Raw genomic sequence first — 17,792 nt, forward strand, 5'->3', positions numbered from 1 at the left:
CAGTATTCTAACTACATTTTTTTAAAAAAATATTTAAAATGAAAAAAATAATCATAAATATAGTATCCGTTTTTGTCCTTCTTTTGATGGTCAATTGTCAGGAAGATAATTTAGGTTTTGGAGCATTAGACACGCCAACAAATCTTCAAGTTACAGCGGAAATAATAGGGAAATCAGCTGCATTTCCAAACGGAGATGGTTCCGGAAAAGTAAAATTTACCAGTACTGCAGAAAATGCTATTTCGTACAAGTACATTTTTAGTGATGGGACTTCAAAGAATTCCCCAAGCGGTATATTCGAAAATGCTTTTGCAAAGCCAGGTACAAATACGTATACAGTGACTGTAATTGCCTCTGGAGCAGGAGGAGTTGCTACTAATGTTACTTTGGAAGTAACAGTTTTTAGTAATTTTAAAGATGAGCAAGCGGTACAATTTCTAACAGGTGGTGCTTCCAGAAAATGGTATTGGGCACAAACAGAGCTAGGGCATTTGGGAGTTGGTCCAAACGTAGCGTGGTCTGATCCTACTTTTGGAACAAAAAATTATTACCCGGATTTTTACTCCGCTAAAGCCAATGAGAAATCAGCTACCTGTTTGTACAATAGTATAATGACTTTTTCTTTAGTTGGTGATCAAATGAAATTTGAGTTGGATAACAAAGGGCAAACGTATTATAATGGTGCTTTTAAAGGCGGTGGAGAGGATGCCTGTTATGATTTAAATACCAGTGGAGCAAAAACAGTGACTTTGAGTAAGTCAGACTCTTTTGTGACAATGAATCCGGATAGTGCTACGCAGACCAGAGGGACTACAATAAATATTGCTGACGGAGGTTTTATGGGCTATTATGTTGGGTCTAGTTCTTACGAAATTCTATCAATTACAGATAATCGTATGGTTGTGCGAGTGATTCAGTCAGGAAATCCATTTTTGGCGTGGTATCATATTTTCACAACAACGCTTCCTGGTACAGTTGTAACTCCAACTCCGACTGCAAATTATACCGTTTTGAAATTTTCTGACGAATTTAATATTGACGGTGCTCCGGATCCTACAAAATGGGGATATGACCTTGGTGCTGGCGGTTGGGGAAATGGCGAAGCCCAAACCTATACAAGCGCTTCTGATAATGTAATTGTTCAAGGTGGAAATCTAAAAATTACGGCTAAAAAATCAGGAACAGGTTATACTTCCTCAAGATTAAAAACAGAAGATAAATATGAATTTACCTATGGTAAAATTGAAGTAAAAGCAAAATTACCTATTGGTGGTGGAACTTGGCCGGCGATTTGGTCTTTAGGACAAGATTATAAAACTAATGCTTGGCCAAAATGTGGTGAAATTGATTTCATGGAGCACAAAGGAAATGATCCGAATGTAATTCACGGGACATTACATTATCCGGGTAATTTTGGTGCAAACCCGAATACAGCTACGACAACAATAACAAATGCATCTACTGAATTCCATATTTACAAAACAATTTGGAGTCCTACTTCGATTCAGTTTTATGTTGATGATAAGCTCTTTCATTCTTTTGTCAATAGTGCTTCAGTACCTTTCAACAGTGATTTTTTCTTAATATTGAATGTGGCGATGGGAGGGACTTTTGGAGGAGCAATTGATCCTGCTTTTTCGCAATCTTCAATGGAAATTGATTATGTAAGGATTTATCAATAAAATACATAATGAATTTATAAAGGTCGGTTCTTTTACCGACCTTTTAATTATAACAAAAAGGATAAAGATGAGAAATAAATCCCTGTTAGCATTATTTGCTATTACAGCTTTAATAATTGCAGGCTGCAGCAATAAAATTTTAAAATCACCTGTTTCTTATTCCAAAGAAAATGTTTTAGATACTAAAGTCGATTCTGTGCTCCAATTGATGACTCTGGAAGAAAAAGTAGGGCAACTCAATCAGTACAACGGATTTTGGGATATTACTGGTCCAACTCCAAAAGAAGGTCAAGCAGCCAAAAAATACGAAGATCTAAAAAAAGGGTTAGTAGGATCGATGCTGAATGTAAAAGGAGTTAAAGATGTAAAAGCATTGCAAAAAATAGCGGTGGAACAAACCCGATTAGGGATTCCATTACTCTTTGGATTTGATGTTATTCACGGTTATAAAACGATCAGCCCAATTCCACTGGCCGAAGCAGCAAGTTGGGATTTAGAAGCAATAAAAAAGTCGGCGGCAATAGCGGCAGAAGAAGCGGCTTCCGTAGGATTGAACTGGACTTTTGCACCCATGATTGATATTTCTAGAGATGCCCGCTGGGGTCGTGTTATGGAAGGAGCAGGTGAGGATACATTTTTAGGAAGTAAGATTGCCGTAGCTCGTATACAAGGTTTTCAAGGCGAAGATTTGGCCGCTACGAATACTATTTTGGCTTGCGCCAAACATTTTGCAGGATATGCGTTTGCAGAATCAGGAAGAGATTATAATACGGTAGATATAAGTGAAACCGTGTTGCAGAATACAATTTTCCCTCCTTTTAAAGCGGCGGTTGATGCTGGTGTGCGAACGTTTATGAACTCTTTCAATGAATTGAATGGAATTCCCGCAACAGGAAATGCCTATTTACAAAGAGAAGTTTTAAAAAGAGATTGGAAATTTGATGGTTTCGTAGTTTCTGATTGGGGTTCTATCAACGAGATGATACCACATGGTTATGCCAAAGACAGTAAACATGCTGCCGAAATAGCCATCAATGCTGGTTCAGACATGGATATGGAATCTAGTGCGTATGTGGAACATTTGGTAGCATTAGTGAAGGAAGGTAAAGTCAAAGAAAGTGATATTGATGATTCGGCAAGACGCATTTTGAAAGTAAAGTTCGAATTGGGTTTGTTTGACGATCCATACAAATATTGTGATGAAAATCGAGAATTGGCAACCGTTGGGAAACAAGAATTTCAAGAAGGAGTTTTGGATGTAGCCAAAAAATCGATTGTGCTTTTGAAAAATGAAAAGGAAGTATTGCCTTTAAAAAAATCAGGTCAAAAAATTGCATTAATCGGTGCTTTGGCAAATGATAAAACGAGTCCTTTGGGGAGTTGGAGAATCGCTGCTGACGATAATTCGGCAGTTTCAGTTCTGGAAGGATTACAGAAGTATTCAGGTAATCAACTTACTTATGCTAAAGGAGCTGATGTAGTCGAGGGAAGAACTCAATTCATTTGGGAAACTAAAATCAATACAACTGATAAGAGCGGATTTGCAGAAGCCATTTCGGTAGCAAAACAAGCCGATGTGGTAGTCATGGTTTTGGGAGAACACGGATTGCAATCAGGCGAGGGAAGAAGTAGATCAGATATAGGTTTGCCGGGTGTTCAACAAGAATTATTGGAAGCAATTTATAAAGTCAATCCTAATGTGGTTTTGGTTTTAAATAACGGCCGACCATTAGCGATTCCTTGGGCTGATGAAAATATTCCTGCAATTGTTGAAGGATGGCATTTAGGAACGCAAAGTGGTAACGCAATAGCACAAGTGTTATACGGTGATTATAACCCAAGCGGAAAATTGCCAATGACTTTTCCTAGAAATGTAGGTCAGGTTCCTATTTATTACAATTATAAAAATACAGGAAGACCGGTTATGAACGAACCCGAAAGTGTATTTTGGTCACATTATATTGATGAAAAGAACACGCCTTTGTATCCTTTTGGTCACGGATTAAGTTATTCTAAATTTGAATACTCTAATTTACAATTATCATCCAATACATTTGCTAAAAACGGCAAAATAGAAGTTTCAGTAACTATAAAAAATATTGGAAAAGTTACCGGAAAAGAGGTTGTTCAATTGTATATTAGAGATTTGATAGGAAGTATTACCCGTCCGGTAAAAGAGTTGAAAGGATTCGAAATGATCGAATTGCAACCTAACGAAGCAAAAAAAGTAGTATTTTCAATCGATGAAAAAACAATTGAATACTTCACAGCTAATAAAAAATGGGAAGCAGAAGCAGGTGACTTTAAAGTATTCATCGGAGGAAGTTCAGTAACAAAGTTGGAAGGCGATTTTCAATATTCTAATTAAAATAAAATGAAAAAAATACTAATATTATTGCTTGTGGTTAATTTTTCTTTTGCACAACAGAACAAACGAAAACTAGTCTGGGAAGAAAATTTTGACGGCACCACATTAAACGAAAATAATTGGAATTTTGAGCTTGGAGATGGTTGTCCTAATTGTGGTTGGGGAAACAATGAACGACAACTGTATACGAAACAAAACCACACGGTTGCTAAAAATCAGTTAGTTATCACGGCCAAAAAGGTAGGTGATAAATACACTTCGACACGGATTACCACCAAAGGCAAAAAAGAGTTTCAGTACGGTCGTTTCGAAGCTAGAGCAAAGCTTCCTGTTGGACAAGGAGTTTGGCCAGCTTGGTGGATGTTGGGTTCAAATATCAGTGAAGTCGGTTGGCCTAAATCCGGAGAAATCGATATTTTAGAATATGTAGGAAAAGAACCCAATATGGTTTTTACTTCTTTGCATACACAAGACAGTCATGGAAACACTATAAATACCAAGAAAACAAGATTTGATGCTATCGAGGAAGGTTTTCACATTTACGCTGTAGAATGGACGAAAGATAAAATTGATTTTTTTGTAGATGATACTTTAGTGTATACCTTTCAACCTGAAAATAAAACAGAAGCGATTTGGCCATTCAACCAGCCCTTTTATTTTATTGTCAATATGGCTATAGGAGGGAATTTTGGAGGACCCGAAGTAGATAACACTATACTTCCGCAAGATTTCATAATTGATTACATTAGAGTTTATCAATAATCAGAAATATTAAGTAAAATAATTAAAAATAAAATAAAGTTTGATTATAATTAATTGATAATCAGGCTTTATTTTGTTTTTTTTAGTTTCAGAACTCATTTTTAGAAAAAAGACTCCTTTACTATTCGTCAGCATCCTATTTTTACAGGAATGTAAAAAAAAGAAGAAAAATTTTAACAAATTTCAGTCTTGTTCTGTTAATTTTTATTAATTTTACTTGCATGTTAAAACAATAATTAGTTAAATTTGAAAACTTAACAAACCTAAATAAACACTAGCCTATAATAAAAAACTACTTTTTAGAGACATCTCTTATTTTATTTTAAAACTAAAAAGTATTATTATGGTTAATATACAACTCCCTGACGCGTCATTAGTAAAGGATTATGTCGCAGGTAACGAGGATGCCTTAGCTAAACTAATAAAAAGGCACGAATCAAAAATTTATGGTTTTATTTATTCGAAAATTCCGGATAAAGACATTACCAACGATATTTTTCAAGATACTTTTATCAAAGTAATTAAAACTTTGAAATCAAACTCATACAATGAAGAAGGTAAATTCTTACCATGGGTTATGCGTATATCCCATAATCTCGTTGTAGATCATTACAGGAAAACAAAAAAAATGCCTATGTTTAGAGAAACCGAAGAGTTCTCTATTTTTTCCATAATGTCAGATGATTGTCAGACGATAGAAAATAAAATAATTTCGGAACAAGTCGAAATGGATTTAAAAAAGCTAATCGAAGGACTTCCAGCGGATCAAAAAGAAGTATTGGTGATGCGAATGTATCAAGATATGAGCTTTAAGGAAATTTCAGAATCGACTGGAGTTAGTATCAATACCGCTTTAGGTAGAATGCGTTATGCTCTGATGAATTTGAGAAAAGTGATAGACAAACACCAAATTGTTTTGACCAATTAACAATATGTTTAAACTTGCTGCGTTGTAATATAAAGAAAAATATATATTACTCTATGGCAAAAACTTACTCAAAAAAAGCATCAGTTTCAAAAAACAGGAAACCAAGTAAAGAAACAATTTCTTTCTTATTAAGCTATTCCAAAGCGTTGAGCATAATAAAAATAGACAATAAAAGTTTCGAAATCATATCGAATTAAAATAGCTTAATTCCAATTATGGATGATCTAAAGTATATTTAATTTGGTTTTAAATTATTAAAATCCCACTATTTTTTAATAGTGGAATTTTTTGTTCCATAAGGTTTATTTTTTATGGTAAGAATCAATGACCGTTTTTCTTCCAATTGTTTTAGTGATAATGTCTTTGTCTAAATCCCAAGCACGAGCCGGAGAATATTGTCTCCCGTACCATATAATCTGAAGGTGTAGATCATTCCAAAGTTCTTCAGGAAAAATACGTTTCGCATCTTTCTCTGTTTGAACAACATTTTTTCCGTTTGTTAAATTCCATCGATACATCAATCTATGGATGTGAGTATCAACAGGAAAAGCAGGAACTCCAAAGGCTTGCGACATTACAACACTTGCCGTTTTATGTCCTACCGCAGGTAATTCCTCTAAAAATTCAAAACTCTGAGGTACTTTTCCACCATGTTTGTCAATTAAAATATGGGATAAACCATGAATTCCTTTTGATTTCATTGGCGATAAGCCACAGGGACGAATGATTTCCTTAATTTCCTCAACAGACATTTTTATCATATCATAAGGATTGTCCGCTTTCGCAAAAAGTAACGGTGTGATTTGGTTCACGCGAACATCTGTACATTGTGCCGAAAGTAAAACAGCAATCAATAACGTATAAGGATCCTTATGGTCTAAAGGAACTGGAATCGTTGGGTATAACTCTTTTAACGTATTTATAACAAACGTTACACGTTCTTGTTTATTCATTATTCATTAAATTTGATTTGTAAAGAAAAACAATTTCATTGGCAATAGCAAAATTCAATTTCAATTCAAATAAATAAAAAATATAAATAATGACAACATTAAAAAAAGGAGATAAAGCACCTAATTTTTCTGGTCTGGACCAAGACGGAAAATCACATCAATTAGCGGATTATGCAGGTAAAAAATTAGTCGTTTTCTTTTATCCAAAAGCAAATACGCCAGGTTGCACTGCAGAAGCGTGTGATTTAAGAGATAATTTCGAACGATTCCAAGCTAATAATTATGAGCTGTTAGGCGTTAGTGCCGATGCGCAAAAAGCACAAGCTAAATTCAAAGAAAAATTTGATTTTCCGTTTCCGTTACTTGCTGATGAGGATAAATCGGTAATTCAGGCTTTTGGAGTTTGGGGACCAAAGAAGTTTATGGGAAAAGAATATGACGGTATTCACCGAACAACATTTGTAATTGATGAAAAAGGAATTATCGAAGATGTGATTTCAGATGTGAAAACTAAGGCTCATGCCGCTCAGATATTGAAGTAAGTGTTCAGTAATCAGTTTTTAGTGTTCAGTTACTGCAATTACAAATAAGTATACAAAAACTGAAATTAAATTTTGACAAACAAAATAAAGTCCAGAGTTGAGATGTTAAATGACCTCAATTCTGGACTTTGTTTTGTAATTTAAATCGAAATTTCATGACTGATTCCGATAGTTATTAGGACTAGCAACTGAACACTAAAAACTGATTACTGATCACTATTCGCTAATTGCTTTCCTTCAAAACTTTATTTGGGTCATACCCAAAAAGGCGGTGTTCTTTTATTATTTCTGCAATACCAGTAGGAAGCATTGTTTCCCAACCCGGTTTTCCATTATTAATCATATTTAAAACTTCACGAGAGAAAACTTCTAAAATAGAAGGGTCATAATCATCTATGTCAACTACTTTTCCGTTGAATTTAAAGAATTTGTATAATTCTTTCATTCTAGGATGTACTTTTAAGTTTTCTGATGTGATGATTTCTCCGTCTTCTCCAATCATTGGATACAAGAAAACTTTCATATCGCGATAGAATAATTTTCCAAATGCTTCCAATATTCCACCACTTAAATGACGGTAATATTTCTCATCAAAAATATCTACTAAATTATTCACGCCCATGGCTAATCCCATTCTGGCTTTGGTATAATTAGCAAAATATTCCACCACTTTATAGTATTCCTGGAAGTTTGAAATCATTACAGTTTGTCCAAGTGAACATAGTAATTCAGCCCTATCCATAAAATCTCTTTCATCGATTTCACCATCAGAACGTAAGTTTGATAATGTAATTTCAAAAACTACCAATGTGTTTTCGGCATTTACCTTATTCTCATTCAGGAACATTTTTAATGATTTCTCATACATGTCCATGTTCACTTTTGTAACGGGACGAAAACTACCTCTAAAAGCAAGAATATTTTTCTTGTATAAAATTGCTGCAGGAAGAATGTTTTTACCTTCAGGGTTAAACATTACCGCATCAGTCATTCCGTTTTTTACTAATTGTAAACTCATCAAACGATTGTCAACATCAGCAAAACGAGGTCCTGAGAAATTTATAGTGTCTATTTCTAATTGATCTTTATCTAGGTGATCGTATAAATAACGCAACAATCGTTTAGGATCATTGTATTTATAATATGCTCCATAAATTAAGTTTACACCAAGAATACCAAGCGTTTCTTGTTGCAAGCGGACATCAGTTTCTTTAAATCGAATGTGAATGATAATTTCGTTATAATCCTCATCTGGTTCAATTTGATAACTAATTCCAACCCAACCATGTCCTTTGAATTGTTTTGCAAAATCTATCGTAGCTACAGTATTGGCATAACTAAAAAACATTTTATTAGGATGTTTTTCTCTGCTCAATCTTTTTTCTATCAGATTTACTTCATGAGAAAGCATTTTTTTAAGTCGGCTTTCGGTTACGTAACGGCCGTCTTCTTCAACGCCATATACGGCATCACTAAAGTCTTTGTCATAGGCTGACATTGCCTTTGCAATTGTTCCGGAAGACCCACCAGATCTAAAAAAATGTCTTACAGTTTCCTGTCCAGCCCCAATTTCTGCAAAAGTTCCGTAAATGTTTTCATTCAAATTGATACGGAGTGCTTTATCTTTAATCGAAGGGATTTGTTCGATGATTTTATCACCTTTTAATTTTATTTCTGTATCCATTTTCTTTTAATATGGCTAATATGTTGCAAAGTTAATGAAATAGGTTTCTAATGAAAGATAATTAACCCTATTTTTGTAAATAAAAGCAATAAAATTGAAGGTATATTTTTTAGGAACTGGTACATCACAGGGGATTCCTGTTATTGGGAGCAATCATCCAGTATGTAAAAGCACTGATTTTAAAGACAAAAGGCTAAGAGTTTCCGTTTGGATTTCTTGGGGAAATCATTCTTTTGTTATTGACTGCGGACCTGATTTTAGACAGCAAATGCTTTCTTCAAATTGTCAAAAAGTAGATGGAATCCTGTTTACCCACGAACATGCTGACCATACAGCAGGAATAGATGATATTCGTCCGTTTAATTTCAAGCAGGGAGAAATTCCAATTTATGCACATCAAAGGGTTATAGATAATCTGAGAAGGCGGTTTGGCTACGTTTTTGAAACGGTAAATAAATATCCGGGCGCACCTTCTGTTGCTACTATAGAAGTTGTCAATAATGAACCATTTTCTCTAGGAAATAAAACGGTAATTCCTATTGATGTAATGCATGGAAATCTTCAGGTTTTTGGGTATCGAATAGATGATTTTGCCTATTTGACCGATGTGAAAACTATTGAAAAAAGCGAAATTGAAAAATTAAAAAATTTGAAGGTATTGGTAATAAATGCGTTACGAGAAGAGCCTCATGATACGCATTTCAATTTGAAAGAAGCATTAGATTTTATAACTTTGGTGCAACCAAAAACTACTTATCTGACACACATTAGTCATATTATGGGATACCATGAAGAGGTTCAAAAAAACCTTCCTCCAAATGTTTTTCTAGCGTACGACAATTTAGAAATTACACTATAATTCAATTTACAATGAAACAATCATTATTCCTTTATCTCACTATTTTAGCGGTACTTTCTTCAATTTTTACTTATATGTTTTTGAGTAAACAGGTGACATTTGAACAAACAAGGTATGAAAAAACTACAAAAAAGTTAAGAGACAGTCTACGTTTAGTTTCGAATCAGTTAGCTGATGCCAACTATTTTTCTTTGGCTAAAAACGAAAACGCCCAAAATTATTTTGATTCAGGAAGTTCAGATAAAATAATTCAATACGAAAAATTAATTCCTGTTGTTACCGAAAAATTATTAGATTTTAATTCCAATCCAAAAGGGAATCCTTATACTGGTCAAGATCAAATTGGAGTTAATAAATTCATTATCAATAAAGTAAGAGTCCTGAACCACAGATGGATTATTGCAGATTTTAGTGACGGCGAAATTTGGGGAGAAGTTTTGTTGAAATATTTTGTAAATGCTGATGATAGTATTTCATTTGAAGTAAATCAATCATTATTATATCAAAAATAAGTATGAAAAAGGGATTGTTTTTTTCGGTAATGATCATTTTTGCTTTTTCTTGTGCAAAGCAAATGGATCAAAAAAAGGAATCTAAGAGTCCAATTCTAAAAGAAGAAAAACCACAATTAGTAGGTGGAGATTTGGATGAACACGGTTGTAAAGTTTCTGCAGGTTATACTTGGTCTGTGTTGAGAAAGGAGTGTATCCGGGTTTTTGAAATCGGAACTCGATTAAATCATTACGAGCAAAGCGGAGAAACTGCAACTACATCAGCTTTTGTGATTTTTGAAAATAATGGAAATAAAGCAGAATTATTTCTGGATACCCAAAAGGAGTCTATTATTTTAGAGAGAAAATCCGAAGGCCAACCATGGGTTAAGGATGATTGGCAATTGATTCCTTGGAAAGGTTATGTTTTGAAAAAAGCAGAAGAAATTAAATATACAGGACAATAAAAATCGGTTAGTTATTTTCTAACCAATTTTTAAAGTCATAAAAATTTTGTGGTGCCACTCCATGACCCACAGGATATTCTTTATAGGTTATATTTATTCCTAAATTTTCTAGTATTGCAGGTGTTTTTCTAGCCCATTCTACTTGAATTACTTGGTCTACTGTTCCGTGTGAAGCAAATATTTTCAAGTTAGTAAAGTTGTTTTTAAGATAATCCTCAGCCACAATTTCTAAATTCAAATAGCCGCTCATAGCTACCACTTTTTGAACTTTTTCTGGGTAAGAAAGTGCCACAGCATAACTCAAGATTGAACCTTGGCTGAAGCCAACTAAAGCAATTTGTGTCTCATCGATTGGATAATTAGCAATTAACTCATCAATAAATCCAGCAATTAAATCCCTTGAAATTTTAGCTTGTTCGTGGTCTGAAAATTTATTTTGATCCGCATCAAAGTTTATCGCGTACCAAGCATAACTGCCGTATTGTAAGTCGTAAGGAGCTCGTGCTGAGATAATATAATATTCCTCTGGAAGTTCAGTAGCAAATGAAAATAAATCTTCTTCATTGCTGCCATATCCATGTAATAAAAGGATAAGAGGATTTTTGTCTAATTTTATTTTAGGTTCTCGTATTTTATATTCTAAAGATAAATTCATCGGATTATGATATGTTTTTAAGCCATTTTTGAAAATAAGTTCCCAATAAAGGAACTGGTTTTGTTTCTCCTTTTATAGCACTGGTAATGCCATAAGACCATAAAACAAATACGAAAATCCACATTGGAGCTGAAATCATTAAGCTGTCAAAATTGCTGATGATTAATCCCAATGAAATAAAAGTTAATGTGAGTCCCAGTCCTTGGCGTATATGAAAGGAAGCAAACGCATTTTTGTCTTCGGAGTTCATGGACATCGCTATAAATACGCCAATTCCTAAAATATAGCTGGTGATGGCGGCAGTTTTTCCTGTTTCGGTAGTGTTATTCATTTTATTTGTGCTCACTTTGAGTTTGGTGAGATTTTTTATTTATGCTAAAATTAATTTTCCTTGATTCACAATTCCAAGAACTTTTCCTTTGATTTCTGTTTCCAAAAATGCGGAATTTTTTGATTTCGATAGAATCGACGATTTTGTGAAAATGCTTTTTGGTTCAGGATTAAATAAGGTAATATTTGCTTTAGAACCTTCATTTATGATTTGGATATCAATACCGAATGTAGATTTTCCAGCGGTCAATTTATCTATTACGGTTTCTAATGGCAATACGGTCATCAAAGCACCAAAAGCACTTTCCATTCCAATCGTTCCATTTTTGGCACCATCAAATTCCATTTTCTTGTGTTCAATATCTATCGGATTATGGTCGGATGTAATCATATCGATTGTTCCTTCTTTTATTCCTTTCAGCAATGCTTTTCTATCGGTTTCAGTTCTAAGTGGCGGCGAAACTTTATAACGGGTATCAAAACCCTCCAATTTTTCATCGGTCAAAACCAAATGATGTACAGCGACACTGCAGGTTACATTTAGTCCATTGGCTTTAGCCTCTTTGATTAATTGAACTGATTTTTTAGTCGAAATCGTCGGAATGTGAAGTTTTCCTCCGGTATATTCTAACAGAAATAAATTTCTTGCGATTTGTAATTCTTCGGCAAGATTTGGAATTCCTTTCAAGCCTAATCGGGTAGAAACTATGCCTTCATTCGCAACTCCGTTTCCTTTTATATTTTCGTCTTGGGAAAAAGCAAGAATCAATCCATCAAAATCCTGAACGTATTGTAAGGCAATTTTCAGCAAATTAGCATTATCCAAACTTTTATTATAATCTCCAAAAGCAACCGCTCCCGCTTTTTTCATATCATACAATTCGGCCATGTCTTTTCCTGCACTTTCTTTGCTCAAAGCGCCAATAGGATACAGCTGAGTCGCAAATCCGAGTGCTTTATTCAAAACAAAATTCACTTGGGATTGATTGTCAATAATAGGAAAGGAGTTGGGTTGTAATGCGATTGCCGTAAAACCACTTTTGGCAGCCACATTAAGTCCGTTTGATATCGTTTCTCGGTCTTCAAAACCAGGTTCTCCTAGAGAAACGCTACTGTCGAACCAACCTTGTGAAACATGTAAATTATCAAGTTTTACCTCTTCTGCTTTATCTGGATTTGGAAGCGATGTTCCAATTTTTTTTATAAAACCATCAACAATTAAAATATCTGCAGTCTTATTATGAAAGGGACTTTTTGAATCGATAATTTTGGCGCCTCTGATGATTAATTTCATATGTAGATAATATTTGTTTTTTAATGGAATATGTAATTCGCATAGTTGCATTAACTTTTACGACCAAATTACGGTCATGCTCATTTCATATTGATTTTTTAAGTATTGAACCTTCGTTATTTACTTTACGAATCGTATAATTGCCATTTCGGTTATTATAAATAACAGTGCAAAGATAACAAACCATTTCCAAATTTGATTATCTGTTCTGTCAGTTTGTAAAGTGTTAAATAGCGATGGGATTGATTCGATTGTTTTATAGTCCGAAAGAATATTGTCATTGGCTGAAGCCAAATCACTTTCGGTTCTGTTGTAATTGAAACTGATGTTTTCAATCCACTCTTTTTTATTGTAAATGCTGAAATTTCCCGCTTGTTCTGGATAATCATTGAAAGTCATTTTGACTTTATTATTCAGAATTTGTTGAATAGGAATAAATTGTTCGTCCAAGCCTTTTACCGTTAAAATAGCGTCTTTGTTTAATGATGCTTCGGTCAAGTGCGGGTTGTTATTTCCAATTATCAAAGCATTGATGCCGTTGTTTTGATTGTTCATCGCCATCTTGTAAAATGTAGGCACAATTAATGGAGATTGCTGGAAATTTGAATTTTCGGTGTTGATGGGAGCTGCAAAAACAGCAACCGCTGAAACGGAATTTGCTATTGAAGTCAAGAAAACACTTTGGTCCTCATAAGACAAAGCAGCTGGACTGGAGCTGGATAATGCAAAGGAACTTTTTGTTTTTGGATACTGAAAATTAGTCACTTTGTTTTCAAAAACGCTATTAAATATAGGGTGATTGAAGTTGATTTTAGTAATCAGCTTTTCTCTGTTTTCTAAAGAATTGAATGTAAGGTTTCCAAAATTCGAGACAAAAGAATTCATATTTGTAGTTGAACTTACTGTCGAAGGGATCACAATTAAATTGCCGCCTTTCTCTACAAAAGATTTCAAAGTGGTCGCCAAAGCTTGTGGAATTTCATCCAATTCATTTAAAACAATCGCATCTTGTTCTTCCAGTTTATTGTAATCTAATGCGCTTAAAGTATAATTGTTGAAATTGAATTCTTCACTGGTGTAAATTCGGGAAAGAAAGTTGCTTTTTCCCAGTTCTCCAATGCTGATTATTTTGGTTTTCTTAGTTTTAGTAATGCTGAAAAACAACGTGTTATCATATGTCAACCCATTGTCAACTATAGAAAAATAGCCATGAAAGGATTGTTTTGGAATCGTAAAGTTGAGATTTTTTTTCTTTGTGTCTAAAGTTACTATTGTCTTCGCAATGAGCTTGTTTTCATTGTATAAAGAAATAGGAATCGGGTTAAAATCATCTCCATAACCGGATATTTGGACACTAATTTCATAAAAATTTTCTAATGTTTTATTGATGAAAACACTATCAATTGATACATTATTTTTTTGTTCTGCTTTTGGGATTATAAATAAAGGAGAATCAGTTGCGTCACTATTTTTCAGTTGTTTTTCATTAAGACCAACAGCATCAGTAATGATAACGATATCCTTTTTAAAAGCTGATTTATGGGCTTTTATTTTTGCCATTATATTGTCCAATTGGAACGGAGTAGCGCTGTATTTTAGATTTTGCAAAGCACTACGAACCGACTTTATATCGGTGTTCCAATAATTTTCGGAATTGGTGAGCAAAGAAAAATTTACATTTTCCGGAGTTTCTTCAAGTAATTCCTGAACGGCTCTTTTTAGCAATTCTCCTTTTTTGCCTTTGGCTTGCATACTAAAAGAATTATCCAAAATAATATACAGCTCATTGCTGGCATTTTTACTGTCTTTTGACTCAAAAAAAGGTTGAGCAAATGCTATAATAATACACGTCAGTAATAATACACGGCAGGCGAGAAGCAACCATTTCTTGATTTTAGAGCTTTTCCGGGTTTGAATGGAAAGTGCTTTTAAGAAACGAACATTGGTGAAATATTCTTTTTTGAAACGGCGTAATTGAAATAAATGAACCAGAATTGGAACAATCAACAAGAACAGAAAGTATAAAATTTCGGGATGTTTAAAATGCATTCTGAGGTTGAGTTTACTTCACTGGATTTTGTTTTCAACGGTGTTCATTGAATTCTATGAGTCAAAAATACAAATTTGTTGACAGTTTTAGTTGAAGTTGTTATAATTTTTCAAAGGAATAAACAATTGACATTCATTATGAATATAATGTGTATTTTAGCTTTCTAATAAATTTTAAAAACATGAAAAAGCCGTTTGCTGTTCTTCTATTAATTTTCATTTTTACAAGTGTTCAGGCGCAAAAGAATAAATTCAATTTACTGATTGGAACCTACACCCAAAATTGTGACAGCAAAGGAATTTATGTATATGATTTTGATTCAAAAACAGGTGATTTCAGTTTTAAAAATGCTACTGAAAAAGTTATAAATCCAAGTTATTTGACCGTTTCAAAGGAGAGTAACTTTATTTATGCCGTAAATGAGTTTGGTGCTGAAAGTACAGTAAGTTCTTTTAGTTATAATCCAGCAAGCGGAAAATTAGACTTAATCAACAAACAAAGTTCAAAAGGCGCTGATCCTTGTTACATTATAAACGATGATAAAAATGTGATAGTTGCCAATTATTCCGGTGGGAATATTTCCGTTTTTGGTAAAAATAACGACGGAAGTCTTGCTGAAGCAAAGCAAGTTATTCAACATTATGGAAAAGGAATTAATGTACAAAGACAAGAAGGTCCTCATGTACATATGGTTCATTTTTCTCCAGACAAAAAGTTTATTTTGTCCAATGATTTAGGGAATGACAAAGTGTATTCTTATGCTTATAATCCTAATGCTGCTACTACTGTTTTAGAATTAAAAGATAGCATTTCAGTGAAATCTGGAAGTGGACCAAGACATTTGACGTTCAGTAAAGACGGAAAATTTGTTTATCTATTACAGGAACTTGACGGAGCGTTAACGGTATTTAGTTATTCAAACGGAATATTAAAAAAGATTGATGAAACGACTATTTTAACCAAAGGCTTTAAAGGAACTTTCAGTTCTGCAGATATTCATATTTCGCCTGACGGGAAATTTTTATATGCATCCAATCGTGGTGAAGCAAATACGATTACAATTTTTAAAATCCTAAAAAACGGAAAATTACTATTGAAAGGACAAACAAGTACTTTAGGGAAAGGACCCAGAAATTTTGCAATTGATCCAACTGGAAATTTTCTTTTGGTAGCACATCAATATACCAATAATGTAGTGATTTTTAAAAGAAATAAAAATACGGGAGCACTTACAGATACTGGAAAAAAGATTGCTTTGTGTTCGCCGGTTTGTTTGGTTTTTACAAAGAATTAAAATGAAATTATGATCACAAAAAAAAAGGCTAAAAATGATACTCATTTTTAGCCTTTTTTTAGTACTATTTATTCTTGTCTTTTCTCTTCTTGTCTCTGGTTTTTAGCATATTTCTATTTACAGAACCGTGCGTTTTTTTCTTTGTTACACCTGGTCCACCTAAATTAACTTTCTTATTCTTTTTACTTTTCTCTTGAAAAGCGCCATCTCCGTCAAGTTTCTGTTTTTTCATCATAAACTTAATCGGTTGTCTGTCTTTTTCAGGTTCGATTAATTTTGATGACACTTCAACTGTCTCCGGGAAAGCTTCGATTGCTAATTCCATATTCATCAGCACTTCTATTTCCACTTTGGATTCTTCTTCACGAGGCGCGATAAGACTTATTGCAGTTCCTGTAGCATCTGCACGACCGGTTCTACCAATTCTGTGCATGTACAATTCTGGCATTTCAGGCATCTCAAAGTTGACAACGTGGGTGATATTCGAAATATCTAAACCTCTTGCCATAATATCAGTAGTAATTAAACCACGGAGATTTCCTTCTTGGAATGAAGCCATCGTACTCAAACGGTAATTTTGTGATTTATTCGAGTGAATTACTCCAAACTGACCCTCAAAATCTTCTTCGATACGTTCGTGAACCATATCTGAAATCTTCTTGTTATTTACAAAAACTAAAACACGACTCATGTCTTCGTTGTTTTGCAATAAGTGTTTTAGAAGGTTTATTTTGGTATTGAAATTGGGAACATTATAGGCAATTTGTTTGATGTTTTCCAATGGTGTTCCTGATGCCGAAAGTGTAACTTCTTCCGGATAATCAAAATAGTCATTCAAAATAGCATCTACTTCATCCGTCATAGTTGCCGAAAAAAGTATGTTTTGACGTTTTTTAGGCATCATGGCCAAAATAGCAGTCAATTGGGTGCGGAAACCTAAATTAAGCATTTCGTCAAACTCATCGATTACCAGCTTTTGCATTTCTTCAAAACGAATCACATTATCCAGCGTTAAATCCATGATTCTTCCTGGAGTTCCCACTAGTATGTCGCAGCCTTGATAAACGGTTGTTTTTTGAGTATTGATGTTGACACCTCCAAAAATACCAACAGTACGAACCGACATGTATTTTGTCAATTTTTCTACTTCTTCCACTACTTGCACGACAAGTTCACGTGTAGGAACCAAAATTACTATTTTAGGAGTATGTCCCGGAGTAAATTTATATAATTTTAATAAAGGCAAAAGATAGGCAAATGTTTTACCAGTACCAGTTTGTGCAATTCCCATCATATCTCTTCCAGACATTATCACAGAAAAAGTTTTTTCCTGGATGGGAGTTGGAGAAGTAAATCCTAAATCATCTATTGCTTTTTGCACAGATTTAGGGAGATTGAATTGTTCGAAAGTACTCATTTGCTTAAATTTTGTG

The 17,792-nt window shown here is 33.9% G+C and carries 16 protein-coding genes; 9 read left to right on the forward strand and 7 right to left on the reverse strand.

Annotated features, from left to right (window positions below):
• Positions 1-38 precede the first annotated feature (38 nt).
• The 4 genes from QLS97_RS06665 (at position 39) to QLS97_RS06680 (ending at position 5,740) form a co-directional block, all read left to right on the forward strand.
• Positions 39-1,682: a family 16 glycosylhydrolase gene (locus tag QLS97_RS06665; RefSeq protein WP_282715209.1), complete on the forward strand. Its 1,644-nt coding sequence runs from the start codon at positions 39-41 to the stop codon at positions 1,680-1,682.
• A gap of 67 nt (positions 1,683-1,749) precedes the next feature.
• Positions 1,750-4,050, forward strand: coding sequence for a beta-glucosidase BglX (gene bglX, locus QLS97_RS06670; RefSeq protein WP_282715211.1), 2,301 nt, complete (start codon positions 1,750-1,752; stop codon positions 4,048-4,050).
• A 6-nt stretch (positions 4,051-4,056) separates the two neighbouring features.
• Positions 4,057-4,812, forward strand: coding sequence for a glycoside hydrolase family 16 protein (locus QLS97_RS06675; RefSeq protein WP_282715213.1), 756 nt, complete (start codon positions 4,057-4,059; stop codon positions 4,810-4,812).
• Positions 4,813-5,155: 343 nt separating this feature from the next.
• Positions 5,156-5,740, forward strand: a complete 585-nt coding sequence (locus QLS97_RS06680; protein WP_282715214.1) for an RNA polymerase sigma factor — start codon at positions 5,156-5,158, stop codon at positions 5,738-5,740.
• A 302-nt stretch (positions 5,741-6,042) separates the two neighbouring features.
• On the opposite strand, the gene QLS97_RS06685 is transcribed toward QLS97_RS06680, so the two are convergent.
• The gene (locus QLS97_RS06685) at positions 6,043-6,693 is read right to left on the reverse strand and encodes an endonuclease III domain-containing protein (RefSeq protein WP_282715216.1); all 651 of its coding nucleotides are present in this window, start codon (positions 6,691-6,693) and stop codon (positions 6,043-6,045) included.
• Between the two features lie 89 nt (positions 6,694-6,782).
• Between QLS97_RS06685 and bcp the strand changes: the two genes are divergently transcribed.
• A complete protein-coding gene (gene bcp, locus QLS97_RS06690; RefSeq protein ID WP_099714757.1) occupies positions 6,783-7,235 on the forward strand; it encodes a thioredoxin-dependent thiol peroxidase in 453 nt (150 codons plus the stop codon).
• Between the two features lie 223 nt (positions 7,236-7,458).
• Here the strand turns inward: bcp and QLS97_RS06695 are convergent, their stop codons facing one another.
• Positions 7,459-8,919, reverse strand: coding sequence for a TonB-dependent receptor (locus QLS97_RS06695; RefSeq protein WP_121342546.1), 1,461 nt, complete (start codon positions 8,917-8,919; stop codon positions 7,459-7,461).
• Between the two features lie 94 nt (positions 8,920-9,013).
• Here QLS97_RS06695 and QLS97_RS06700 point away from each other — a divergent pair, with 94 nt between their 5' ends.
• Genes QLS97_RS06700 through QLS97_RS06710 form a run of 3 tightly spaced genes read left to right on the forward strand, consistent with a single transcriptional unit; the run spans position 9,014 to position 10,736 of the window.
• Positions 9,014-9,778: an MBL fold metallo-hydrolase gene (locus tag QLS97_RS06700; protein WP_282715219.1), complete on the forward strand. Its 765-nt coding sequence runs from the start codon at positions 9,014-9,016 to the stop codon at positions 9,776-9,778.
• A gap of 11 nt (positions 9,779-9,789) precedes the next feature.
• Complete coding sequence (locus QLS97_RS06705; protein WP_282715220.1) at positions 9,790-10,290, forward strand: hypothetical protein; 501 nt, start codon at positions 9,790-9,792, stop codon at positions 10,288-10,290.
• 2 nt (positions 10,291-10,292) lie between these two features.
• Entirely contained in the window at positions 10,293-10,736 is a 444-nt protein-coding gene (locus QLS97_RS06710) for a hypothetical protein (protein WP_282715222.1), read from the forward strand.
• Between the two features lie 7 nt (positions 10,737-10,743).
• Here QLS97_RS06710 and QLS97_RS06715 read toward each other — a convergent pair whose 3' ends face one another.
• The 4 genes from QLS97_RS06715 to QLS97_RS06730 form a co-directional block, all read right to left on the reverse strand.
• Entirely contained in the window at positions 10,744-11,391 is a 648-nt protein-coding gene (locus tag QLS97_RS06715) for an alpha/beta hydrolase (RefSeq protein WP_282715224.1), read from the reverse strand.
• Positions 11,392-11,395: 4 nt separating this feature from the next.
• Positions 11,396-11,722, reverse strand: a complete 327-nt coding sequence (locus QLS97_RS06720) for a hypothetical protein (protein ID WP_282715226.1) — start codon at positions 11,720-11,722, stop codon at positions 11,396-11,398.
• 39 nt (positions 11,723-11,761) lie between these two features.
• Positions 11,762-13,015 carry a dihydroorotase gene (locus QLS97_RS06725; protein ID WP_282715228.1) on the reverse strand — a complete coding sequence of 418 codons (1,254 nt, stop codon included), beginning with the start codon at positions 13,013-13,015 and terminating at the stop codon, positions 11,762-11,764.
• A gap of 120 nt (positions 13,016-13,135) precedes the next feature.
• Positions 13,136-15,064: a BatA domain-containing protein gene (locus QLS97_RS06730; RefSeq protein ID WP_282715230.1), complete on the reverse strand. Its 1,929-nt coding sequence runs from the start codon at positions 15,062-15,064 to the stop codon at positions 13,136-13,138.
• A gap of 182 nt (positions 15,065-15,246) precedes the next feature.
• Here QLS97_RS06730 and QLS97_RS06735 point away from each other — a divergent pair, with 182 nt between their 5' ends.
• Positions 15,247-16,359, forward strand: a complete 1,113-nt coding sequence (locus QLS97_RS06735; RefSeq protein ID WP_282715233.1) for a lactonase family protein — start codon at positions 15,247-15,249, stop codon at positions 16,357-16,359.
• 64 nt (positions 16,360-16,423) lie between these two features.
• On the opposite strand, the gene QLS97_RS06740 is transcribed toward QLS97_RS06735, so the two are convergent.
• A complete protein-coding gene (locus tag QLS97_RS06740; RefSeq protein ID WP_282715235.1) occupies positions 16,424-17,776 on the reverse strand; it encodes a DEAD/DEAH box helicase in 1,353 nt (450 codons plus the stop codon).
• Positions 17,777-17,792: the final 16 nt, after the last annotated feature.

The sequence above is a fragment of the Flavobacterium yafengii genome, from assembly GCF_030010375.1.
In the GTDB taxonomy this organism is placed as follows: Bacteria; Bacteroidota; Bacteroidia; order Flavobacteriales; family Flavobacteriaceae; genus Flavobacterium; species Flavobacterium yafengii.